General features: G+C 53.1%; 23 protein-coding genes. 8 read left to right on the top strand and 15 right to left on the bottom strand.

From position 1 onward, the window contains the following. Positions 1–43 precede the first annotated feature (43 nt). The 4 genes from EDC52_RS16590 (at position 44) to EDC52_RS16575 (ending at position 2,697) form a co-directional block, all read left to right on the top strand. Positions 44–271 (top strand): hypothetical protein, encoded by a 228-nt coding sequence (locus EDC52_RS16590; RefSeq protein ID WP_131866896.1) that lies wholly within the window; start codon positions 44–46, stop codon positions 269–271. 64 nt (positions 272–335) lie between these two features. Then, positions 336–1,370: an Rpn family recombination-promoting nuclease/putative transposase gene (locus EDC52_RS16585; protein ID WP_131866894.1), complete on the top strand. Its 1,035-nt coding sequence runs from the start codon at positions 336–338 to the stop codon at positions 1,368–1,370. Between the two features lie 226 nt (positions 1,371–1,596). Beyond that, the gene (locus EDC52_RS16580) at positions 1,597–1,779 is read left to right on the top strand and encodes a hypothetical protein (protein WP_131866892.1); all 183 of its coding nucleotides are present in this window, start codon (positions 1,597–1,599) and stop codon (positions 1,777–1,779) included. A 138-nt stretch (positions 1,780–1,917) separates the two neighbouring features. Further along, positions 1,918–2,697 (top strand): acetoin reductase, encoded by a 780-nt coding sequence (locus EDC52_RS16575; protein ID WP_131866890.1) that lies wholly within the window; start codon positions 1,918–1,920, stop codon positions 2,695–2,697. 54 nt (positions 2,698–2,751) lie between these two features. On the opposite strand, the gene hppD is transcribed toward EDC52_RS16575, so the two are convergent. From hppD to EDC52_RS16540, 7 genes are all read right to left on the bottom strand, one after another. Continuing rightward, positions 2,752–3,912 (bottom strand): 4-hydroxyphenylpyruvate dioxygenase, encoded by a 1,161-nt coding sequence (gene hppD / locus EDC52_RS16570; protein WP_131866888.1) that lies wholly within the window; start codon positions 3,910–3,912, stop codon positions 2,752–2,754. Positions 3,913–3,996: 84 nt separating this feature from the next. Then, the gene (locus EDC52_RS16565) at positions 3,997–4,767 is read right to left on the bottom strand and encodes a DUF3750 domain-containing protein (RefSeq protein WP_131866886.1); all 771 of its coding nucleotides are present in this window, start codon (positions 4,765–4,767) and stop codon (positions 3,997–3,999) included. A gap of 66 nt (positions 4,768–4,833) precedes the next feature. After that, positions 4,834–5,340, bottom strand: a complete 507-nt coding sequence (locus tag EDC52_RS16560; protein ID WP_131866884.1) for a YgjP-like metallopeptidase domain-containing protein — start codon at positions 5,338–5,340, stop codon at positions 4,834–4,836. A gap of 157 nt (positions 5,341–5,497) precedes the next feature. Next, positions 5,498–7,096: a rhodanese-like domain-containing protein gene (locus EDC52_RS16555; RefSeq protein ID WP_131866882.1), complete on the bottom strand. Its 1,599-nt coding sequence runs from the start codon at positions 7,094–7,096 to the stop codon at positions 5,498–5,500. Between the two features lie 79 nt (positions 7,097–7,175). Beyond that, a complete protein-coding gene (locus tag EDC52_RS16550; RefSeq protein WP_131866880.1) occupies positions 7,176–8,675 on the bottom strand; it encodes a tripartite tricarboxylate transporter permease in 1,500 nt (499 codons plus the stop codon). A 9-nt stretch (positions 8,676–8,684) separates the two neighbouring features. Then, a complete protein-coding gene (locus tag EDC52_RS16545) occupies positions 8,685–9,194 on the bottom strand; it encodes a tripartite tricarboxylate transporter TctB family protein (RefSeq protein ID WP_131866878.1) in 510 nt (169 codons plus the stop codon). 37 nt (positions 9,195–9,231) lie between these two features. Continuing rightward, entirely contained in the window at positions 9,232–10,212 is a 981-nt protein-coding gene (locus EDC52_RS16540) for a Bug family tripartite tricarboxylate transporter substrate binding protein (RefSeq protein WP_131866876.1), read from the bottom strand. Between the two features lie 236 nt (positions 10,213–10,448). Here EDC52_RS16540 and EDC52_RS16535 point away from each other — a divergent pair, with 236 nt between their 5' ends. The 3 genes from EDC52_RS16535 to EDC52_RS16525 are packed head-to-tail and all read left to right on the top strand — an operon-like array spanning position 10,449 to position 13,024. Continuing rightward, the gene (locus EDC52_RS16535) at positions 10,449–11,462 is read left to right on the top strand and encodes a taurine ABC transporter substrate-binding protein (RefSeq protein WP_131866874.1); all 1,014 of its coding nucleotides are present in this window, start codon (positions 10,449–10,451) and stop codon (positions 11,460–11,462) included. A 6-nt stretch (positions 11,463–11,468) separates the two neighbouring features. After that, entirely contained in the window at positions 11,469–12,242 is a 774-nt protein-coding gene (locus EDC52_RS16530) for an ABC transporter permease (protein ID WP_131866872.1), read from the top strand. Beyond that, positions 12,239–13,024 carry an ABC transporter ATP-binding protein gene (locus EDC52_RS16525; protein ID WP_131866870.1) on the top strand — a complete coding sequence of 262 codons (786 nt, stop codon included), beginning with the start codon at positions 12,239–12,241 and terminating at the stop codon, positions 13,022–13,024. Before EDC52_RS16530 ends, EDC52_RS16525 begins: the two co-directional genes overlap by 4 nt. Before the next feature lie 129 nt (positions 13,025–13,153). Here the strand turns inward: EDC52_RS16525 and EDC52_RS16520 are convergent, their stop codons facing one another. The 8 genes from EDC52_RS16520 to EDC52_RS16485 all read right to left on the bottom strand — a co-directional run bounded on the left by EDC52_RS16520 (position 13,154) and on the right by EDC52_RS16485 (position 19,607). After that, the gene (locus EDC52_RS16520) at positions 13,154–13,813 is read right to left on the bottom strand and encodes a methionine ABC transporter permease (RefSeq protein WP_165911746.1); all 660 of its coding nucleotides are present in this window, start codon (positions 13,811–13,813) and stop codon (positions 13,154–13,156) included. Beyond that, a complete protein-coding gene (locus tag EDC52_RS16515; protein WP_131866866.1) occupies positions 13,810–14,601 on the bottom strand; it encodes a methionine ABC transporter ATP-binding protein in 792 nt (263 codons plus the stop codon). The genes EDC52_RS16520 and EDC52_RS16515 overlap by 4 nt, the downstream gene beginning before the upstream one ends. Beyond that, complete coding sequence (locus tag EDC52_RS16510; protein ID WP_131866864.1) at positions 14,601–15,410, bottom strand: MetQ/NlpA family ABC transporter substrate-binding protein; 810 nt, start codon at positions 15,408–15,410, stop codon at positions 14,601–14,603. The genes EDC52_RS16515 and EDC52_RS16510 overlap by 1 nt, the downstream gene beginning before the upstream one ends. A gap of 14 nt (positions 15,411–15,424) precedes the next feature. Beyond that, entirely contained in the window at positions 15,425–16,468 is a 1,044-nt protein-coding gene (locus EDC52_RS16505) for an isopenicillin N synthase family dioxygenase (RefSeq protein WP_131866862.1), read from the bottom strand. 254 nt (positions 16,469–16,722) lie between these two features. Next, positions 16,723–17,040: an SNARE-associated domain-containing protein gene (locus tag EDC52_RS16500; protein WP_131866860.1), complete on the bottom strand. Its 318-nt coding sequence runs from the start codon at positions 17,038–17,040 to the stop codon at positions 16,723–16,725. Between the two features lie 45 nt (positions 17,041–17,085). Next, the gene (locus EDC52_RS16495) at positions 17,086–18,039 is read right to left on the bottom strand and encodes a 2-hydroxyacid dehydrogenase (RefSeq protein WP_131866858.1); all 954 of its coding nucleotides are present in this window, start codon (positions 18,037–18,039) and stop codon (positions 17,086–17,088) included. Positions 18,040–18,057: 18 nt separating this feature from the next. Further along, positions 18,058–18,237: a hypothetical protein gene (locus EDC52_RS16490; protein WP_131866856.1), complete on the bottom strand. Its 180-nt coding sequence runs from the start codon at positions 18,235–18,237 to the stop codon at positions 18,058–18,060. A 32-nt stretch (positions 18,238–18,269) separates the two neighbouring features. Continuing rightward, positions 18,270–19,607: an MFS transporter gene (locus tag EDC52_RS16485; RefSeq protein WP_407924228.1), complete on the bottom strand. Its 1,338-nt coding sequence runs from the start codon at positions 19,605–19,607 to the stop codon at positions 18,270–18,272. 526 nt (positions 19,608–20,133) lie between these two features. On the opposite strand from EDC52_RS16485, the gene EDC52_RS16480 reads away from it, so the two are divergent. Next, the gene (locus EDC52_RS16480) at positions 20,134–21,615 is read left to right on the top strand and encodes a sugar ABC transporter ATP-binding protein (protein WP_131867027.1); all 1,482 of its coding nucleotides are present in this window, start codon (positions 20,134–20,136) and stop codon (positions 21,613–21,615) included. The last annotated feature ends 19 nt before the right edge of the window (positions 21,616–21,634 follow it).

Raw genomic sequence — 21,634 nt, 5'->3', positions numbered from 1 at the left:
GGAGTCATCTTAGTTTAGTCGCATTTTCAGGCCCTGCGCCGCTATGCTGCTGCCAGAGCCTCAATCTGGTCACCCTGTCCAGAGTTTAAAAAGACCTGAAATGAATATGGAGGAGGGATTACAAAATAATGGGATGGACAATGCAATTTTAAATTTACTTAGCGTGCTTGGTTCAAGTGATCTTTACGCGAATTTCTTACTAAGGTTAAAAACATTAGATAAGCAATTAAATATTTCGTTTATTCTTGGCTTTATATTACGCATGCATTAAGAACTAAATCCCGATATAACTGCTGCATCGATTTGGTTTGGTTTTCAGCAACGGATAATCTATTATGTCACTGCATCAGCTTTCCCCTCATGATGCCCTATTCAAGCGTTTTATGAGCGATATTGATATTGCCCGGGACTTTCTGGATATCCATTTGCCAGAGAACGTTAAGGTGAATTGTAATCTGAACACATTAGCCATGACGTCAGGCTCATTTATTGATCGTGAACTGCGACAATACTGCAGCGATATGCTTTATTCGCTAAATACGGGTTCAGGCATTGGCTATATATATTGCCTGATTGAGCACCAGTCCAGCCCAGATAAGCTGATGGCATTCCGGCTTCACCGTTATAGCATTGCGGCCATGCACCGCCATTTAGAACAGGGTAATGATAAACTACCGTTGGTAATACCTCTACTATTCTATCACGGTAAAACCTCCCCTTATCCTTACAGTATGAACTGGCTAGACTGTTTTTATGACCCAACACTTGCCCAATCCATATATTCTAGAGATTATCCTTTAGTCGATATCACCACCGTACCCGATAAGGACATTCTCACACATCGAAGGGTCGCTTTGCTGGAGCTAGTACAAAAGCATATTCGTTCCCGGGATATGCTGGATATACGTATATCGATAGCAGACTTAGTGGACCGATGGAAATTACCCGCTGATCTTTTTCGCAGTCTCATGTACTATATATTTGAAAGAGGAAATACTTCAACTCCGGCGATACTTCTTAATGAGATCGCTAATAAGACGCAGGCACATCAGGAGGATTTAATGACAGTCGCGCAATATTTACGAAAACAAGGGTTCGAAATGGGTATTAAGCAAGGACATCAGGGGGGGTACAAACAGGGAATAGAAAAGGGAATGGAGCAGGGACTGGAACAAGGCATAGAACAAGGCATAGAACAAGGCATAGAACAAGGCATAGAACAAGGCATAGAACAAGGCATAGTAAAAGGTGAGCGGCAGGCTATGGTGAGAATCGCCATGCACTTGCTGGCTAAAGGCATAGATCATGCTACAGTGAGTTTGCTTACCGGCCTTCATGATAATGATATTCGTTCCCTTATCAAGAATTAAAACATCCTTATAGCAATGTATAAATAATTTCTATTTTAAATATTATAGTTTAATTTATGATTTTATATCACGGCTATTGTGATTCAGGTAATTTCTTGTGGAAGGGCTTACAGCAACACTTGGCAGAAGCAAATAAGTAGAATTGCCACGAATAATCATTCTATTGCCGTCACGAAAGGCTATGATGAACTCTGATGCTGCGATTTCTCAAGCTGAGGAGTAAAACATGTCCGAACATAAACCTGAAGACGTCACCCTTGATGAGGGATTGGCAAAAGTACTGGAGGCGGGAGAGCAGTTGAGCGAAGAGCATGTGGACGCTATGGCTGAGCAGGCTAAGGAAGCTGCTCGCAAGAATGAACAGGCTGTCCAGGCCAAGCATGAGCAGTTAGACAACTCGCGTAAATAGCTTTTCTCCCGCTTTTTTTTAACGGCTACCGTAACATTTTGCCATGATTTTTCGTACTTTTTTCCTGTAAAAACTTGGATTTAGATTTCATTAGGTGCATAACAGTAAACGCACTTACTAAGTCTACATGGAGGAAGTATGTCTCTAGCAGGTAAAGTTGCTTTAGTTACTGGCGCAGGTCAGGGTATCGGTCGTGCAATTGCTCTTCGTCTCGCTAAAGATGGAGCCGATCTTGCCTTAGTTGATGTCAAGAATGACAAGATTGCGGCAGTGGCCGAAGAAATCAAAGCACTGGGACGTAAAGTGGTGACGTTCAAAGCGGATATCAGCCAGCGGGAACAGGTATTCGCTGCGGTGGATTTTGCCGAAAAGGAGCTAGGCGGTTTCGATATTATTATTAACAACGCTGGCATTAGTCAGGTCAATTCGATCCTGAAGGTGACGCCCGAAGAAGTCGATCGCATTTTTAAAATCAACCTGCAGGGCACGCTTTGGGGCATCCAGGCCGCGGCGGAGAAATTTAAACAGCGCCAGCAAAAAGGGAAAATAGTCAATGCCTGTTCTATAGCTGGCCATGAAGGATTTGCTCTGCTGGGCATTTATTCCGCCACTAAATTTGCTGTGCGGGCGTTGACCCAGGCGGCGGCTAAAGAGCTGGCAAGCGCAGGTATCACCGTAAATGCTTATTGCCCGGGAGTGGTGGGTACCGATATGTGGGTGGACATTGATAAGCGAATGTCTGAAGAGACCGGCGCACCTCTAGGGGAAACCTACGATAAATATGTCGGTGGAATAGCGTTGGGCCGCGCCGAGACGCCCGACGATGTGGCATCTTTCGTTTCCTACCTGTCCGGACCGGATTCTGATTATATGACTGGTCAGGCACCGCTTATCGACGGTGGACTGGTATACCGATAGAGCTGAAAGGGACGCGCGGGCCATAATAGTAAAAGAGGATGCCCGCAGCGGGTCTCACCGCTCCGCGTCATCTGCGCGGGGCGATTCGGCCTTGTGCTCAACGCCACTGTTAGACTCATCGACCGTATGCTGCCGCTCAGGCTGGGTCTGAATCAGGCCACGCAGTATTTGATCTCGCTCGATGGAATCGAATAAAGCTTTGAAGTTGCCCTCACCAAAGCCATGCTCACCTCTGCGCTCAATAAATTCAAAAAAAACTGGCCCTATCAATGTATTGGAGAAAATCTGTAGCAGTAGCCTCTTAACACTGCCTTTTGTATCGCCATCAACTAAAATCCCGCGCGATTTGAGCACTTCAGGGGCCATTCCGTGTTCCGGTAAACGGCTTTCAAGCATCTGGTAGTAGCTTTCATTGGGGGCGGTCATCATAGGGATACCGGCAGCTCGCAGCTTGTCGAGTGACTGGACAAGAGAATCGGTCAGTAAAGCGATATGTTGAATGCCTTCACCGTTAAATTCTTTCAGATATTCATTTATCTGACCATTCCCACCATCCGCTTCTTCATTTAACGGAATATGAATTTTACCGTCTGGCGCGGTCATAGCTTTGGAACGTAATGCTGTGTAATTTCCATTTATGTTAAACGAGCGCAATTCACGAAAATTGAAAATACGTTGATAAAATCTGGCCCAATAGTCTATTCGCCCTTGATAAACATTGTGGGTAATATGATCAATTTGGCGGAAACCATAACCGGTCGGATGGTGCTCTACACCCTCCAGCCAGCGAAAGTTGATGTCGTAAAATTCAGTGTCGGCATTGATATCTTCGATAAAGTACAGCGTTGCGCCGCCGACCGCCCTAATGGCGGGCATTTTAACTTCCATTGGATGGGTAAGAACCTCTACCGGTTGAGCGCCTGCCTCCAACGCACGGCGATAGGCACGCAAAGCATTTTTGACTTTGAAAGCAAAGCCGCAAGGGCCTGGGCCATGTTCAGCATAAAAATAACTGCTATGGCTGCACTTATCGTTGTTAATGATGAAATTAATGTTCCCTTGACGGAATAAATCCATATCTTTTGAATTATGATGTGCAACATGGGTGAAGCCCAATCCACGGAACGTTGTGGCGAGTCCGATCGGATCATGCGTGACGAATTCAATAAATTCGAACCCGTCCAGCCCCAGCGGATTATCGAACGGTTGTGCCATAGTCTCTGACGCCCAATTAGCCGAATAGATAGTTTTGAATATATGAGTATGTCCATGATGAAATAAAAAACCATTGCTATCGGGTTAATTAGACTTGTCTGTTATGTTGCCCCCCAGGCGACCAATAAACGGCAGGCGCAATCCGGGGGATTTGATGTCTATCCCCAGATTAAATCCCAGAATATTGATTTCAACCCCTTCTTCTACACCCAGAGTCAATGCCAGCACCCCTAGGAATGAGACCTGCAGACCCTTACCTGAGGGAGGAACGCCCACCGGGTGCAATAATGAACGGTAATCCTTACCAATTGCATTAGCGGGCAGATCCAGCTTGAGTTCAGGCACTTCTTTTCCTATATGGGCAATAAAGGTGTTGCTGTTCGGACCAGGCCAGGCGCGATAACTGTGGGGATAAGGGTAACTTTTAATGGCATCTTTGATACGAGGTATCATGGCTGCGGCTTTGGCGCCATGATGTTCGACCAGCAGCCTGGGCTGGGCACCGAACCAGAAACCATCAGCAATCGCATAGTTATGACGAACGACCTCATCGCTGCCCCAACTGACCACCTCATAGCGGTGATAACGGGTTTCACCTGGCATTTTGAAGATGATCCAGGGGTGGACCGCTACCAGCCCGCGCCAGCCAAATGTTGGGGCGGCATATACCTGCACAATAGCGGTATCGGCAAACTTTCTTGGATCAGGCGCTAAACGGGCTGAATCACGACGGGCGTTGGACCAGTGCTGACCGGTCAGCGCCTCACCCTTTTTCATTGCCTGAGAGACGCTCTGGGCAAAGCACAGCAGCAGCACAATGATAAAGCCAAGGATCAGCCACTTTAGGGTCACCATAATTTTCTTCCAATTGGATTCTGTCGCACCGAGGAAATGAAACGAGTCCAAAGGCTGATGCCTGGGTTAAGGACATTCCTGTGCTGTCAGCGCTTTCTGAACGAGCCATAGTCGGGTATCAAATTCTAACTGATGATAGCGCGGCTCCATATGGCAGCAAAGTTGATAGAAGGCTTTATCATGTTGCTTCTCTTTCAAATGGGCCAGTTCATGCACCACGATCATGCGCAGAAAATCTTCAGGGCCGGCCTTGAATACGGTGGCAACGCGAATCTCAGCCTTGGCTTTAAGCTTGTTGCCCTGTATGCGGGATATCGCGGTGTGCAGCCCAAGGGCATGTTTCAATACCTGAATTTTTCCGTCCCAGGCGACTTTATTGATCGGCGGGGCATGACGAAGATAGCGATTCTTCAATTCCAGGGTGTACTGGTAAAGCGCCTTGTCACTGGTTACACCGTGGCTGTTAGGGTAACGCTGGGTCAGCAATTCCGCCAACCGCTGCTGTTCGATTAACCGCTGGACTTTAAGCAGGATATGTTCCGGGTATCCCTGCAGGTAAGTGAGAGGAGTCATACAGGCCTTGTCGGCAGTGGAATGAAAAACCCGCTTCTGTGAAGAACGCTCCGGGTGCGGGACGCTTTATGCGTGAAGGCCTGAAGGTGTTAACCTCCGAAGGCGGTAGCATCTTATGATGGCCACCAAGAGCATAGAGATGAAATGCCTGCGCTGTCTAGCTTTTTTGCGTCAGTCGACCGCTGATGGTCGCCCGTTCCTGCTCATCCATCTGAGCCAGCAACGCTTTTTCCCATGAAAGATAGTGGCGCGCTGCTTGGGCGTCACCATCATGCCGGCCTGCGGTAAAAAACAGAAAGTCGATTCGCTGCTCATCCTTTAGCGGGTTCCTGGGCGCAACCAGAGGCAGCCCGGCCTGCTGCCAGGCCTCCACTCCCCCCTCAAGGGCAGCGATGGTAATCGGCAATTCGTCCAGTTCACTGGCAGCAAGAGCGGCAATCGGCATAGAGTCGGCGACAAGTATGAGCTGTTGATACCGTTTTTGGAGCACGAGTTCGTTTACATGTTGCTGAATCAATGGACGGCGGCTCCATATGGCATCGGGCAATGTGCCGAGGTTAAATTCCTGACTGGCTCGCAAATCCACCACTAAAACCCGTTGCTGACGGACAAGCTCTGCCACGGTCTTAGCGCCGAGGGTGGCAATCAACGGGAGATTGAGCGTTATTGGTGCAGGCCAATTCTGGCTGCCGGCGGCACCCGTCACCGGCGTATCAAGCACCCAGGCTTGATAACCCATCAGCTGCAGCCAGCCGGCAATCACCCGGGCTCGGCCGTCATCTTCATCAAGCAGTATGATGCGACCCTGCCTGACGGCAATCCAGGCGTCGGTCGCCTGGATCAACTGCCCCCCCGGCGCGTGGCGCGCGCCGAGAAGCGTGCCGGCGCTAAATTCTTCCTCGGTCCTGATATCAAAAATATAGGTAGTTCGTTGGCGGTCATGAAGCCATGAGCTGGCTTGGCTAACTGAAACCGTTGGTACTGAGGGGGCAGCCTGATAACTGTCATTCCGGGCCGCTTGATAATCATGGTCAGACAGGGCGTGCGGAAAGGCATCCCGATTGCCGTTCATCAGCCGAAAGCCCGCCAGAAACCAGCCTTGAGTTCCATCCTCCAGGGCGTATATGGGATTAGGAATGCCCAGGTCAATAAGGGTCTGAGCACCGATAATGCTGCGGGTGCGACCGGCGCAGTGCACCACAATCGGTGTCTGCGAATCAGGTACCAGTTTACGCCAGCGCAGTACCAGCTCTCCATTAGGGCAGCCGACTGAGCCGGGTATCGACATTTTTTGATGTTCAGCAAGGGTGCGTCCATCCAGTAGCACCAGGGGGCGCTGCTGCTGCTGCCACTCCGACAATTGTGCAGCGCTGACATGTGGCGTATGGCGGCTTGATTCAACCTGTTCGCCAAAGGCTTTGGAGGGGACATTCACTCCGGCGAAAATGCCGTAGCCAGCGTCGATCCAGGCCTGGATGCCGCCTGATAACAGCGACACCCGGAGGTAGCCAGCTTCTGCCAGGCAATCAGCCGCGCGCGAAGCCGTCGCGTCATCATCACCATAGATAACTATCGGTACCTGCTGATTGGGCAGTAGCGCAGCCACATCCAGCTCCAGCCGACTAAACGGCAATGGGGTGGCCAGCAGCAAATGGCCAGCGCCAAATTGTCCGTCTTCCCGAATATCCAGCAGAGCGATTTCTGTCTGGGCGTGCAGGGCTGCTTTGAGCGCTCCGGCACTGATAAATCTACTCATATGACCTCACGGAATGCCAATCAATGCTTAGGCGCAAACACTCGCCGTTGCCAGATGTAAAGTGATATTTAACCGGGTCTCAAGGTTCGCGAAATGCATCTTCCCGGCCACGACGAATGGCGGGCATAGCGACCATCAGCAGCAAAAGTCCCGCCATGATAAGCAATGAAAGCGACAGCGGGCGAGTGACAAAAGTGCTGAACTCTCCGTGCGACAGCAGCAATGCCCGACGGAAATACTCTTCCATCATCGGGCCGAGCACAAAGCCCATCAGCAGCGGGGCGGGTTCACAATCGAGCTTTAACAGCACATAACCCAGCAAGCCAAAAGCCACCGCCTGCCAGACTTCGAATACCGAGTTCTGAACCGAATACACGCCAATACAGCAGAACACCAGAATGGCTGGATAAAGATAGTGATAGGGAACCCGCAGAAGACTGGCCCAGATACCTACCAGCGGCAGGTTCAGGACAACCAGCATCACATTGCCTATCCACATAGAGGCCAACAGCCCCCAAAACAGTGATGGATTATGGGTCATCACCTGAGGTCCGGGCTGAATATCATGAATCATCATCGCGCCTATCATCAGCGCCATAACGGCATTGGAAGGGATACCCAACGTCAGCAGTGGAATGAACGAGGTCTGGGCCGCGGCATTGTTTGCCGCTTCGGGTCCGGCGACACCTTCTATGGCCCCGTGACCGAATTCGGATCGGTGCCGGCTGATTTTCTTTTCCAGCGCATAGGCGGAAAAAGAGGCAAGCGTAGCACCGCCTCCCGGTAACAGACCTAACAGCGATCCCAGCAGAGTACCGCGATAAATGGCCGGGCGCATCCGCTTGAAATCATTCCGGTCCGGCCAGAGGGAAGAAATGCGGCTTACTTTGGCTGGACGCTTGCGTTGCTCAAGGTTACGGATGATTTCGGCAAAGCCAAAAATGCCCATCGCCAGTGCGACGAAACTCAGCCCGTCAGATAACTCCATCGATCCGAAAGTGAACCGCGCTACTCCGGAGTTGACATCGGTGCCGACCAGGCCCAGCAGCAGGCCCAGCACAATCATCGCCAGCGCTTTGGGCAGTGAACCAGACGCCAGGACAACTGCGCCGACCAATCCCAGTAACATCAGCGAAAAATATTCGGCCGGCCCGAACCGGAACGCCAGTTCGGTCAAGGGAATGGCAAAGGCCGCCAGGACAAGTGTGGCGACACAACCGGCAAAGAAAGATCCTATCGCCGAGGTCGCCAGCGCCACGCCCGCCCGGCCCTGTCGTGCCATCTGATGGCCATCCAAGGTCGTCACTACCGAAGCGGACTCGCCGGGAATGTTAAGCAGGATGGCAGTAGTTGAACCGCCATATTGAGCGCCATAGTAAATCCCGGCCAGCATGATAAGCGCCGCATCCGGCGGGAGAGCATAGGTCGCTGGCAGCAACATGGCAATGGCGGCGACCGGCCCCAGGCCGGGTAATACGCCGACCAGTGTGCCAAGCGTACAGCCAAGCAGACAGTACCCCAGATTCTGCCAGGTTACCGCCGCACTGAATCCCAGCAGTAAATGGTGATACAGTTCCATAGGTGGGCCTTAGAGGGTGATAAAGTGCGGCCAGACCGGAATGGTCAGTTCCAGCCCCCAGATAAACAGCGACAGGGTCAGGGCAATCAGCACTGCCGCATTGATAAGCGTGCCGGTTAACCGCCCCTGGCGACTGGCGCGGGAAGAGGTAAACACCAGAACCAGCAGAGATATCACTAATCCCGCCGGTTCAAGCAGCAGTGAGAACAGGGCACAACTGCCAAGAACTAGCACCAGCTTGCTCGGTTGCCAGTAAGGCAGTCGGGTCTGTTCGGCCGTCGGCGACAGTGAGGACAGCAGTACCACCAGGCCGAAAATCGCCAGCAGAATGCCCAGGCACAGTGGAAAAAAGCCGGGACCCATTCTGGCAGCGGCGCCGATATGATATTCGCCGGAAAGGACGGCAAAGCCTACCCCCGCCAGGGTAAACAGGCTGCCAGACCAGAAGTCCCGCTGATGTCGAATCCTCAGGTTTTGACCTGCGGCCGCAGAGGATGTGGAAATACTTTGATTGACCATCCGAACTCCAAATTGTCGCAGATGATGACAGATTGCTTTACTGGATGCTGATTCCAGCCTCGCTGATGATCTTGCCATAACGCTGATGATCTTCACTCAGGGTGGTGGCCAACTGCTCAGGCGTGCTGGCGGCGACGCCGTAACCCAGCGTCTCCAGGTGAGCCTTGACGTCGGGATCTTTCAGTACCGCCACCAAGTCCTGATTCAGTTTATTGACCACCGCTGCAGGAGTGCCTGCCGGCGCCAGATAGCCCTGCCAGCTTTCAACGCTGAAACCGGGCGCCCCTGACTCGGCCATGGTCGGTACTTCGGGCAGGGCGTCAGAGCGATAAGGGGTGGTCACCGCCAGCGCCTTTAATTGCCCGCTTTTAACATATTCGGTCACCGCCGCGAGAGTAATCAGCGTGGCATTGGTATGGCCCGCAATCACATCGACTGCAGCGGGGCCGCCGCCGGGATAGGGGATAAAGTTCACGCTACCGCCTGTCTGGCGATTTAGGATTTCATGGGCAATTTGGGCGATACCGCCGCTGGTGGGCAATCCCAGGCTGATGCTGCCGGGTTGGTTTTTGCTTACGGCAATGTACTGAGCGAAGGTGTCAATGCCCAGCTTAGGGTTAACCACCAAGATCTGCGGGTTCACTACTGCCTTGATCACTGGTTGGAAAGCCGTTGCCGAATCATAGGGTAATGTCTTTATCAACAGCGCGTTCAAGGTCAGCGCTTCGCCGGTCTGCAGCAGGGTATAACCGTCAGGTTTTGCTTTGGCAACCCGTGCGGCGCCAATGGTGCCACTGGCGCCAGGGACGTTTTCCACCACCACCGACTGGCCCCATTTAGCGCTCAGTTTATCGGCCAGAATGCGGGTCAGTTTATCGGCGCTGCCGCCGGCAGAAACGGGCACCACGATCTTTACCGGCTTCGTCGGAAAGTCTGCAGCCTGTGCCAGAAGAGGAGTAATGCCAAGTGTTACCAGCGGCAGTGAAAGGGTTAACATCAGGCGAGAAAACGAGAACATGGGGCAAAGCTCCGGCAGCAAACGTAAATGGATATTTCGTCACTGTACCGAGCGGCCCGTAAGCAAATAAACCATTAAAAAATACTATTATTAGCGATAAAAATGCTTAAAGCCGATTGCCATTGCAGGTCTTAGCTTATCAGTATAATGACTAACCGAGAGAAATAACTCCCCGTATAATAACCATCAGTTATACATCCATATAAATAATTTAATTATCGTTATAAGGAAAAAACATGTCGGCAATACGGGGTTTAACGTTGGCAGTATCCGCGCTACTTTTTACCGTTCATACCGTCTGGGCTGCTCCCCAGCTACCGCCTGAAGTCCGTGTGGCTTTTAGCGGTGGTTCTCAGGTGCTAGTGCTGGCGAAGGCGGACGGTTCGCTTGAAAAAGCGTTGGGTACACCGGTCAAATGGGTACAGTTTGCTTCCGGGGCGGACGCCCTGAGTTACTTCGCCAGTGATGCGATTGATATCGCCAACTTCGGATCCAGCCCGGCGGTAGCCGGTATTGTGCGTAAGTTGCCGGTAGAGATAATTGGCGTATCGGGGGTGATTGCCAGTTATGAGCGGCTTATTGGCAAAGACGGCATTGATAGCCTCAAAGGCCTCGAAGGTAAGCGTGTGGCCTATCCCCCCAATTCAACGGCTCAGTACGCGCTGGAAGCGGCAATAACCGTCCATAAACTTGATCGCAGCCAAATAAAGCTTATCCCGTTGCGCCCGGCGGAAATGGTTGCCGCCTGGAAACGCGGCGATATTGATGCCGGTTATGTCTGGGCACCTTTCGCCCAGGAACTCGAAGCGTCCGGCGGTCACCAGGTGTTTGCCACCAAAGAACTGCAGAAAGACGGTTACTTAATCTATAACAACTATGTCGTGCGCAAGGCCTTTGCCCAGCAATATCCGCAGGTTGTGACCGAATTCCTGCGAGTGCACCAGAAAAAAGTGGATGAATTTCGCCGGGACCCACAAAAAGCCGCTGCTACGGTGGCCCGCGAAGTGGGTGCTCCGGTGACGACAGCGACCAATACGCTGGGTGGGCTTGAGTATCCTTCGCTGAAAGAACAGGCCAGCCAGGCCTGGCTGGGTGACGGCAATGATACCGACAACAGTGGTATCGGCAAAGCCGCTGCCAAAACCGCCGCGTTCCTGTCTGATATTGGCGAAGTGCGTAAACGTGATATTCCAGCTTCCTGGAAAGAGGCTATCAATGCCGACTTTGCACGGCAGGCAGCGGAGCAATAATCGGTTATGCGTACTTTTTATCAGGTAATGATAAGCGCCACTTCGGTGGCGCTGTTTTTCGGGGTCTGGTTTGTTGCCGGTGAACGTCAATGGGTTGATCCGCTGCTGCTGCCCACGCTGGCGGAAATTGGTGAAACCACCGCCGAACTGATGCGCGATGGCTACCGCCAGGTTCCACTATGGGAGCATATCGCCGTCAGTCTTTCCCGGGCATTGGCTGCCTTCAGCGCGGCCATCATTACCGGCGTGCCGCTGGGATTGTTGATGGGACTTTCACCGCCGGTGGCGGCAGTACTCAACCCATTTGTACAGTTCCTGCGCCCGCTGCCTAAAATTGCGCTGATACCCTTGGCGGTAGTCTGGCTGGGTATCGGCGAGTCATCGAAGTTTTTTCTGATATTTATCGCTACCTTTTTGAGCGTGGTCGTGGGTGCAACAGCGGCGGTAGCGCGTATCGGCCGGACCAGAATCCGGGTAGCGCAAACCCTGGGGGCCACGCCCGGACAAATCTTCCTGCGTGTGGTGCTGCCGGATACTTTGCCGGAATTGTTCACCACCGTGCGCTTGTCTATTGGCGTCGGCTGGACCTCCCTGATTGCCGCAGAAATGGTTGCCGCCACCTCTGGACTGGGCTGGATGGTCATTAATGCCAGCTCCTATCTACGTACCGATATCGTCATGCTGGGGATTTTGCTGCTTGGCGGGATCGGCTATTTGCTCGACTTGTTATTGGTTGGATTACAAAAGGCCCTGGTTCCCTGGGCCGGGAGGGATGCATGAGTGGGCATATCAACGTCTCGGATGTGACGCTAAAATTCGCCGGTAAAACCGCTCCACTGACCGTGCTGGACCAGGTTTCGCTGACGCTTTCCCATGGAGAGTTCGTCGTGCTGCTAGGGCCGTCGGGCTGTGGTAAATCGACCATTCTCAATCTGGTGGCGGGCTTTGTTCCTCCCGACAGCGGCACGATTTCGTGTAATGACCGGCCAGTCTCCGGACCAGGGCCATCACGCGGCATGGTGTTTCAGCAGCCGACGCTATTTCCCTGGCTGACGGTACTGGATAATGTCACTTTCGGGCCGCGCATGGCGGGCGTACCAAGGCCTGAAGCGGCTCGAATGGCAAGGGAGTGGCTGGAAAGGGTAGGGTTGGCCGGATTTGAACAGCATTTTCCCTGGCAATTGTCTGGCGGTATGAAACAGCGAGTGGCTCTGGCACGCGCCTGGCTGCCCAATCCCGACATCCTGCTGATGGATGAGCCGTTTGGCGCGCTGGATGCCCAGACTCGTATAATGATGCAGGAGTTGCTGCGCGATGCCTGGCTCAGTACCGGTACCACAGTATTGTTTGTGACGCACGATGTTGAGGAAGCGCTTTTCCTGGCGGACAGAATATTAATAATGTCTGCGCGCCCGGGAAAAATTGTTGATGAAGTGGTGTTGCCCTTTGGCCAGAGCAGAGATATCGAAACCCTGGCCCAGTCACCAGGTTATGCAGACATCAAACAGCGGATTCTGCACCTGGTCAGAACAGAGGCAAAGAAATACATCAATCCGATCTAATCGCACAGTTCATTCCAGTAGCTGCAGCGAATGAGCCGGCGATAATGACCGTTTACTGCCCGGATGGACGCGGTCATCAAAGGCTCAATCTTCTTCATCATCACCTCCTTGGCTGAATGATAAATGCGGCTAGCGGCGATGCGCAAGGGCTCTTACCAAGGCATTGCCGGTAGACTGCACGCCCTGGACCATGACTATCAACACGACCACCGTAGCAACCATCACCTGATTGTTAAAGCGCTGGTAGCCGTAGCGAATGGCTAAGTCCCCCAAGCCGCCGCCGCCAATCACGCCGGCCATGGAGGAAAAACCGATAAGCATCACCATGGTGAGCGTAATGCCGGCCAGTATTGCCGGTAGCGCTTCCGGCAGCAGCACTTTACCGATGACATGCCGAACCGAGCCGCCCATGGAGACAATTGCCTCGATTCTGCCTGTATCGACTTCATCAAGTGCGGCCTCAACCACCCGGGCAAAAAACGGAAAGGCACCGATAGTAATGGGCACAATCGCGGCGGTACTGCCCAGGGTGGTACCGATAATAAGGCGTGTAAATGGAATAAGTGCCACCAGTAACACCACGAACGGCAGCGATCGTCCGATATTGACCAGCGTAGCCAACAAGGCATGCAGGCGGGGCAGCGGCAATATGCCGTCACGGCGGCTGATAAACAGCAGCGTACCCAGCGGCAAACCAATGATTACGGTAAACAGGGTGGCCAGCACCACCATGTACAGCGTTTCGAGCGTGGCATTGAGCATCAGCGGCCATAGGGTGTCCCAATTCATGCTACTTCGCACAAAAGCCTCCCTTCAATACCATGACGGCGCAGAAACGCCCGCTCCACTTCCTGATCAGGCAACAACGCCTGCCCAAGACGTGAAGCTGGATCGAGCAGCAGTGATGACAGCTTACCGCTTTCCATTAGGCGCCCGTTTTCGAGCAGGGCGGCATGACTGCATATCGCCTTTACCACCTCCAGCTCGTGGGTGATAAGCACGATAGTCAAGCCCAACTGGCTATGAATATTATCCAGCAGCGCCAACACTGAAGCGGTGGTTTCCGGATCAAGCGCACTGGTGGCTTCGTCGCACAGCAGGTATGCTGGCCGGGCAGCCAATGCGCGCGCAATGCCGACCCGCTGCTTCTGTCCGCCTGACAGTTGTGAAGGAAAGGCCCGAGATTTATCGCCGAGCCCCACCAGATCCAACAATTCCGCTACCCGGCCTGCACGCTCGCTTCGTCCGACACCGGCGATTTCCAGCGGTACCGCTACATTCTCCGCCACGTTTCGGGCGTGCAGCAGATTGAATTGCTGAAAAATCATGCCGGTGCGCTGGCGCTGGCGACGCAGATCCTGGGCATTAAGCGCCGTAATATCCCGCCCATCGATAATGATCCTGCCGCTGGTCGGCCGTTCCAGCAGATTAAGGCAGCGGATAAGCGAACTCTTGCCAGCCCCGCTGCGTCCCAGGATGCCGTAGACCGCGCCATCTTCGATGGTAAGGGATATCTCGTGCAGCGCCGGATGCGGATTGCCCGGATAGGTTTTTCCAAGCCGGTCAATCTGGATCATTATTTACCGCCCTGTACCGGAATCACTGCGCCCTGGTATTTTTCCTTGATAAAGGCCGCCACTTCAGGTGACTGCAGATCCTGGGCCAGTTTTTTGATCCGCGGATCATCAGCCAGTTTTTTGGATGTCACCAGGATATTGGCATAGGGGTTATGGTCGGCACTCTCCAGTCCAAGCGCATCTTTCGCCGGGTTCAGGTCGGCTTCCAAGGCATAATTGCCGTTAATGACCGCCAGATCCACATCGTCGAGCGAACGAGGCAGTTGGGGAGCTTCAATCTCGATAATCTTCAGCTTGCGTGGATTCTCGGCGATATCTTGCGGGGTAGCCTGGTGAGTTGCCGGGTCTTTAAAACCGTCTTTAAGTTTAATCAGTCCCTTGCTTTGCAACAGATACAGCGCACGACTCAAATTGGTCACGTTATTGGGTACCGCCACCTTGCCATTTTCCGGCAGGTCAGCGAGAGACTTATGCTTGGAGGAATAAATACCCAGAGGCTCGATGTGCACTGTTGCGGCAACGACGAAAGTTTGGCCGAGGGATTTTTCCTGGTCACGCAGATAAGGCACATGCTGGAAATAGTTTGCGTCCACATCGCCATGAGCCAGCAGTTCATTGGCGTTAACGCCGCTGGTCAGTTCGACTACATCCAGTTTCAGGCTAGGATCGAAGGTTTTAATGTAATTAAGGATCTCGGCATGGGGAACCGGATCAGCGGCAACGCGCAATGTATCAGCGGCCTGGGCAGAAAAAGCCATTGAAAGGGCAAACGCTACCCCTGCCAAACGGGAAACGGCATTCTTTATCATGGTCTGAATTCCTTTTAATTGACGGTAAGGGTCTCGGTCTGCCTTTGCAGAATATCGGGGTAATAGCGCTGCGCCACATCAGGATGTGAACGCAGGCGGCCTTTGAGATAATTCCATCCGACATCGCGCAGCAGCGGGTTTCGCGGATCACTTGCCGGCCCACGGGCCTGTGCCGCCAGTGCGGGTGGCAAATCATATACCGGCACCACGGCATCCAGCCGGGCCCCAAGGAAGAAAGCGATAGATAATCGTTCACGGCCGGCCGGCGGCGTTTCAACTCGATGTACCGTGGCGCGCAGGTAACCATTGGTCGCCAGCTCCAGCAGCTCACCGATATTCACCACAAATGTGCCCGGGATTGGAACGGCATCAATCCATTTGCCAGGTTCGGCTTCCACCTGCAGTCCTTTTTGGCGATCCTGCAGCAGGAAACTGAGAAAGCCTGAGTCCTTATGAGCGCCGACACCCTGAGTGCCCATCGTCGCATCCTGTCCTGGATAGCGTATAAGCTTGATATGTTCGTTTGGTCTGTCGCCATACAGGGTATCGAATGCGTGCACCGGCAGTGACAATGATTCGGCAAAGGCCCGCAGCAGGCGCAGCGACATGTTGGTCATTTCCTGCTGCCACAGAAGCAGCGCGGGCTTGAGTTCAGGCAAGGCTTCAGGCCATTGATTGGGTCCTTGCAGACGACTCCAGCCGGGGGATCCAGCGGTTTGAGGCAATGGCTGGCGCTCAGCGCCGAGATCAAACTGCTCTCGCCAGTCAGGCTGGCCGCGGGTTAATTCTGATGCGGCCCGGTTGTAACCGCGAAAATGGGGAGATTTGACCATTGCCACCGCCTGTTTTTGTTCATCAGGCAGGGCAAAGAAAGCATGCGAGAGATGGCTCACATGATCGAGTAACTGTGGGTCAATACCGTGGCCGGTCAGGTAAAAAAAACCGATATCGCGCGCCGCCAGGCGCAGTTCAGTCAGGAAAGCCTGGCGCTGTGCCGGGCCGCCTTCGAGGCGAGAAAGATCAAGCAAGGGTAATGATGTTTTGCCCGTGTCGCTCATGATGTGCTCCATTAACCATTTCAATTAAATGTCGAAGAAGAACAAAATGGGGTGCGCGACAACATCCGCGTTCAGACATAGCCGATTCCTTAGAGCAAATAAGATTGAAGTGACATAAAAGCTAGCACCCCTATAACATGTGCTCCCAATATCATTACGTTCTATCTTATTGCCGCTAATCTTAAGCAAAAAAGTAACCAAGTTTATGCCTTGCCCGGCATAGGCGCGCCGCCCCTTGGCGTTGCAGATAGGTATCAGTGCTTAGGCTGACTAAAATGCAATAGCAGACGCCGTATTAGCCAGATGATGGCCACTGTAGCAAGAGCGGGAAACAGATATTTGATATGTTGGTCCAGGCTATGGAGCAGTGGTTCAACCAGGCCGCCGACAAAATAGCCCAACAGCACGAACAGCAGCGTTCCGAGCATATTCAGACCAATTAATATTGACGGCGGTAGCCGGCTGGCGCCAATTCGCACCGGCCCTGTCAAACGAAAGCCATACATAAACCGTACGCCGATAATGAATGATTTTGGCTGCCGGGCCATCAGCAGACCGGCATCAAAATCCACCTTTAGACCGTAGTGAGTTCAACGTCGGATAGAAACCCTGGCTTATCATTTTGGCCTGGTCTCAGCGAGCACTGTTAATAATCCATCGCGCAGCAGTGCGGCCATACTCAGCCGGGTAGCAAGAGTAGCGCTCCCCAGGTGGGGCAGGGTAAATACGTTATCCAATGTTTTCCAGTCAGGATGAACAGCCGGCTCGCCGGCAAATACGTCCAATCCGGCCGCGGCGACCTTGCCGTTTTTTAGCGCTGCGAGCAGGGCCGGGTCATCCACCATGTCCCCTCGGGCAATATTGACTACCACCGCACCTGGCGGCAGCATCTGTAGAATGTCGCTGCTGATAATTCCCCGAGTGGCGGCTGAAGGTGGACAGGCAATACAGAAAAAGTCGCTCTGCGCTGCCAGTTCAGCCAGGGTGTGGTGATAATGGGCACCCTGTTCCTTAGCAGCGGGCAGTTGCCTACGGTTATGATAATGCAACTGCATGCCGAAGCCCCTTGCACGGCGGGCAATGGCCTGGCCGATGCGACCCATGCCGAAAATGCCCAGGCGCTGGCCCCATACATCCTTGCCCAGCAGCTGATCTGGCGCCCAGCCGGTCCATTGACCGCCTTTGACCAGCTTGAGGCCCTCCCAGGCGCGGCGAGCGGCGCCCAGCATCAGCAGTAGGGCAGTATCGGCGCAGGACTCGGTCAGAACATCGGGGGTGCTCAGGACCACCAGATTTCGTGCTTGCGCTGCCGCCAGGTCGATATGATCAGTGCCGACCGAATAGGTCGCCAGCGCTCTGAGCGATGAGGGTAGCGCTGCGATAGCCTTTTGGTCATAGCGATCGGATAAGGTAATGATCGCGGCTACTGCATCGGTCTGTTGCTGAAGCTGTCGCTGGTTTTCGGCGCTGTTGCTGCCTGCGCCGATGTGCAGGGTGAAATGCTCAGCCAGCAGTTCCCGTGCTTCAGGAAATAAAGGCGATGACATAAAAACGATCGGTTTTGACGACATAGCAAGTCCCGATAATTGTCAGAAGGGTCGGCGGCGGCTGGCTTTACCGGTGGTCAGCCGCAGCGCCGTTGCAGTGATAAGCATACCTGCCCAATCGGCAACCGGCAAACGACTGACCACCCGAGGGCGTCGGCGGATGCTGGCGGGCTTTTTAGCGTGAAATGCCCAGCAGCAGCATGCCGCCGTAGCCGGCTGCACTAATGTCTCACATGCTGATAATGATCAACGAATCAGATATTTTTGCTCTCCAGTGGCGATGGCTTGACAGTAAAATCGGATTTACGCAGCAGCAGGAAAAGGGCGGCCAGTACCGATACCGCGGTCAGCGCATAGAGCCCGCCTGTGGTGCTACCGGTTTTTTGTTCCAGGTAGCCGAACACCGTTGGCGCGAAAAACCCGCCCAAATTTCCGACCGAATTGATTAACGCCACGCCAGGGGCAACGATACTGGCCGGTAGAGAGCCCTGCGGCATCGGCCAGAAGAAGGTAGCGCTGGTTTTGGAACCGACGCAGGCGATGCACATGGCGATAAACCCGAACCAGGGATTACCCAGCGTTGCCAGAAAGGTGCCAGATGCCGCCACCAGGATGGCGACCGCGAGCACCTTATCCAGCATATGGCGATAATTATCGCTGACTTTGCCCACCAGATTGATGGCGATAATCGCGCAAAGCCACGGCACAGCGGTCAACAGGCCGGTACCAAATTCGCTGAAACCCTGGATACGTCGGATAATTTGCGGCAGCCAGAATACCAGGGTGTAGCCGGTCATGGTCATAGTAAAGAAAATGGCGCAATAAAATAGCATCTGCCGGTTGAATAACAGGCTCAATCTGGACGTGCTGGCAGTTAGACGGTTGCGCTGCAGGTCTTCTTCAGCCAGCACCGCCAATAGCGTGTCCGATTCTTGCCGAGTCAACCATTTGGCCTGAGCTGGTGACGATACCAGCACCAGTGAAGCAATAATACCGATGACAACAGAGGCGCCGCCTTCAAGAAACAGTACCCATTTCCAGCCCGGCAGTCCCATAAAATCGTGCAAGCCGAGTATGGCTCCGGTAATCGGACCGGAAAACAGGAATGCTGCTGCCGATGCGCTGAGGATCATCGCCGTTGCCCTGCCACGCCAGGCATTGGGTACCCACTGCCTGAAATAGTAAAGCACGCCAGGGAAGAACCCGGCCTCCGCCACGCCGAGCAGAAAGCGCATAATATAAAATTGCACTGGCGAGGTAATAAACCCGGTAAAGAACACGACCAGTCCCCAGGTAATCATAATCCGAGTCAGCCAAATGCGGGCGCCGTATTTGCCCAGCATCATATTACTGGGCACTTCAAATAACGCGTATCCTATAAAAAACAGGCCTGCGCCGAGGCCAAAGGCTGCTGCGCTTATTCCCGCATCGGTTGCCAACTCAGCTTTGATAAAGCCAATATTGGATCGATCGATCTGATTGACTATCAGCATAACGATCAGCATTGGAATAATTCTTGTAAAGAATTTCTTACAGGCACGTCTGATTATCAGATCCTGGTCAGACAGCATTGTTTCGCCGGGACTGCTCATGATTATCGGCCTCGTTATACAGGGGGAGAGGCGCTCAGTATTGCGTTGACCAGCCGGGCAAGAAACTGTGCAAACGCCTGTAAGATAAGAGGGAAGAATGGTGTTTATTGACTTGTTTGAGATTATATGTATATAAAACAGGTTGTTGAAAAATAGGCAATTGCACAGTGTTAAAAATATTGCTGGCTCTTGTTATTGAAAAGTTTGAATACGGATCACGAATTTTAATTCAAAGACTCAGTTGAACCTATTGATGTACCTAAATAGATGAAATTTTAAATAATAGTAATTTATCCCTATAACCATTTGCATCGCCCATTTCTACGTGCTCCGGCATCGATTACTGAGCACGGTATAACCTCTGGCAGGGTCAAGAACATTTTTATGTAGCTTATGCTTTTTAGGCTATTGCTAAACCCGGGCGTTTCATGAAAAATCAGGTAATTAACGTTTATGATGGCAACGTGCCATCATGTACCTCTGAGAGTCACCCCGGCCTATGACAACCTCTTCCTCCCGCCTGGAAATGCGAAATATTTCATTGTCTTTTGCAGGCTTTCAGGCGCTTTCTGACGTTGATTTCAGTTTGCAGGGCGGTTCAATTCACGCTCTGATTGGCGCCAATGGCGCCGGAAAATCCACGCTTATGGCGGTGTTGTCGGGCTCCCACCGTCATTATCAAGGCGACATCCTGATTGACTCTCGACCGGTCAGCATTCATTCCCCCCGCCAGGCCAAGCAATTGGGGATTCACCTGGTTCAGCAGGAAGTGGATGTGGCCCTGGTACCGACGCTTTCGGTGGGTGAAAACATTATGCTGGATTCGTTGGCGGAACAGGGACAGTGGTGCAACTGGCCCAAACTGTATCAGCGCGCTGAAGCCCTGCTGGCCCAGTTAAAGGTCAGCATTAACGTTCGCCAATCTATCGCCGGCTGCACCCTGGCTGAGAAGCAGCACATACTGTTGGCACGCGCCTTGTCGCACAACTGTCGTTTTCTGATCCTCGATGAACCGACCGCTCCGCTGGATAACGCTGAAAGTGAGCAGCTGTTTGCTGTGGTGCGCCGTCTCAAGGAGCAAGGTATCGGCGTGGTATTTATTTCTCATCGTATCCATGAAATTGCCGCTATCTGTGACCATCTGACGGTGCTGCGTGATGGCTGCCGGGTCAGCGATGGCCGAATGAATGGCCTGCGCAGCGATCACATCATTGAAAAAATGCTCGGCCACCGTCTGGACGATATATTTCCTCCTGCCCGTCCGCCTCACAGTGATGAGCTGTTGCTGGAGCTGGAAGGGCTGCATGACGACAGCCGACTTCATGATATTGCCCTTAGCCTGAAAAAAGGGGAAATCCTGGGCATTGCCGGACTGGCGGGAGCGGGCAAAACCGAGCTTTGCAAGGCGCTGTTCGGCGCTACGGCCTCCCAAATCAGCCGGGGCACGCTAAAGGGCAGACCTTGGCGACCGACTTCGCCCCATGACTCGGTCTGCCGCGGATTGGCGCTGGTGCCTGAGGAGCGCCGCAAAGAGGGCATTTTCGTCGAAGAAGCGATTCCGATGAACCTGAGCGTCAGCGCGGACAACAGCTTTTCTACCGCCGGTTTTTTCAGTCGCCGGCAGGAATGGCGTTGGGCGCGCGACATCGTTGGAAGGTTGGGCGTCAGAACATCGGGGCTGCAGCAAAAACTGAAGCGATTATCCGGCGGCAACCAACAGAAAATCGCCATCGGCAAATGGCTTCGGGGTGATGCGGATATCCTTATTTTCGATGAGCCGACCAAAGGTGTGGATATCAAAGCCAAGCAGGATCTGTTTGTGCTGATTGACCAACTGGCCAGGGAAGGCAAGGGGATTATTTACGCCTCGGGTGAACTGTCCGAGCTGGTCGGGCTGTGCGACAGGATCCTGGTGTTGTGGGATGGCCGGATCGTCGCCGATATCAGCGGACCCCAGGCAGACGAAGAAACCTTATTATTATATTCAACCGGAGGCGTACGTCCGTGAGTAATGCATCACCCAGCCG

This window comes from Biostraticola tofi, from assembly GCF_004343195.1.
Taxonomy (GTDB): domain Bacteria; phylum Pseudomonadota; class Gammaproteobacteria; order Enterobacterales; family Enterobacteriaceae; genus Biostraticola; species Biostraticola tofi.
Note: the sequence above shows the minus strand (reverse complement) of the source record. Positions and strands in the feature narration are given on the sequence as shown.

Excerpts from the sequence above, each read along its gene's own strand:
- EDC52_RS16590 (WP_131866896.1), top strand. The coding sequence starts at position 44 with ATGCTGCTGCCAGAGCCTCAATCTGGTCACCCTGTCCAGAGTTTAAAA.
- EDC52_RS16585 (WP_131866894.1), top strand. The coding sequence starts at position 336 with ATGTCACTGCATCAGCTTTCCCCTCATGATGCCCTATTCAAGCGTTTT.
- EDC52_RS16580 (WP_131866892.1), top strand. The coding sequence starts at position 1,597 with ATGTCCGAACATAAACCTGAAGACGTCACCCTTGATGAGGGATTGGCA.
- EDC52_RS16575 (WP_131866890.1), top strand. The coding sequence starts at position 1,918 with ATGTCTCTAGCAGGTAAAGTTGCTTTAGTTACTGGCGCAGGTCAGGGT.
- hppD (WP_131866888.1), bottom strand. The coding sequence starts at position 3,912 with ATGGCACAACCGTTCGATAATCCGCTGGGGCTGGACGGGTTCGAATTT.
- EDC52_RS16565 (WP_131866886.1), bottom strand. The coding sequence starts at position 4,767 with ATGGTGACCCTAAAGTGGCTGATCCTTGGCTTTATCATTGTGCTGCTG.
- EDC52_RS16560 (WP_131866884.1), bottom strand. The coding sequence starts at position 5,340 with ATGACTCCTCTCACTTACCTGCAGGGATACCCGGAACATATCCTGCTT.
- EDC52_RS16555 (WP_131866882.1), bottom strand. The coding sequence starts at position 7,096 with ATGAGTAGATTTATCAGTGCCGGAGCGCTCAAAGCAGCCCTGCACGCC.
- EDC52_RS16550 (WP_131866880.1), bottom strand. The coding sequence starts at position 8,675 with ATGGAACTGTATCACCATTTACTGCTGGGATTCAGTGCGGCGGTAACC.
- EDC52_RS16545 (WP_131866878.1), bottom strand. The coding sequence starts at position 9,194 with ATGGTCAATCAAAGTATTTCCACATCCTCTGCGGCCGCAGGTCAAAAC.
- EDC52_RS16540 (WP_131866876.1), bottom strand. The coding sequence starts at position 10,212 with ATGTTCTCGTTTTCTCGCCTGATGTTAACCCTTTCACTGCCGCTGGTA.
- EDC52_RS16535 (WP_131866874.1), top strand. The coding sequence starts at position 10,449 with ATGTCGGCAATACGGGGTTTAACGTTGGCAGTATCCGCGCTACTTTTT.
- EDC52_RS16530 (WP_131866872.1), top strand. The coding sequence starts at position 11,469 with ATGCGTACTTTTTATCAGGTAATGATAAGCGCCACTTCGGTGGCGCTG.
- EDC52_RS16525 (WP_131866870.1), top strand. The coding sequence starts at position 12,239 with ATGAGTGGGCATATCAACGTCTCGGATGTGACGCTAAAATTCGCCGGT.
- EDC52_RS16520 (WP_165911746.1), bottom strand. The coding sequence starts at position 13,813 with ATGAATTGGGACACCCTATGGCCGCTGATGCTCAATGCCACGCTCGAA.
- EDC52_RS16515 (WP_131866866.1), bottom strand. The coding sequence starts at position 14,601 with ATGATCCAGATTGACCGGCTTGGAAAAACCTATCCGGGCAATCCGCAT.
- EDC52_RS16510 (WP_131866864.1), bottom strand. The coding sequence starts at position 15,410 with ATGATAAAGAATGCCGTTTCCCGTTTGGCAGGGGTAGCGTTTGCCCTT.
- EDC52_RS16505 (WP_131866862.1), bottom strand. The coding sequence starts at position 16,468 with ATGAGCGACACGGGCAAAACATCATTACCCTTGCTTGATCTTTCTCGC.
- EDC52_RS16495 (WP_131866858.1), bottom strand. The coding sequence starts at position 18,039 with ATGTCGTCAAAACCGATCGTTTTTATGTCATCGCCTTTATTTCCTGAA.
- EDC52_RS16485 (WP_407924228.1), bottom strand. The coding sequence starts at position 19,607 with ATGAGCAGTCCCGGCGAAACAATGCTGTCTGACCAGGATCTGATAATC.
- EDC52_RS16480 (WP_131867027.1), top strand. The coding sequence starts at position 20,134 with ATGCGAAATATTTCATTGTCTTTTGCAGGCTTTCAGGCGCTTTCTGAC.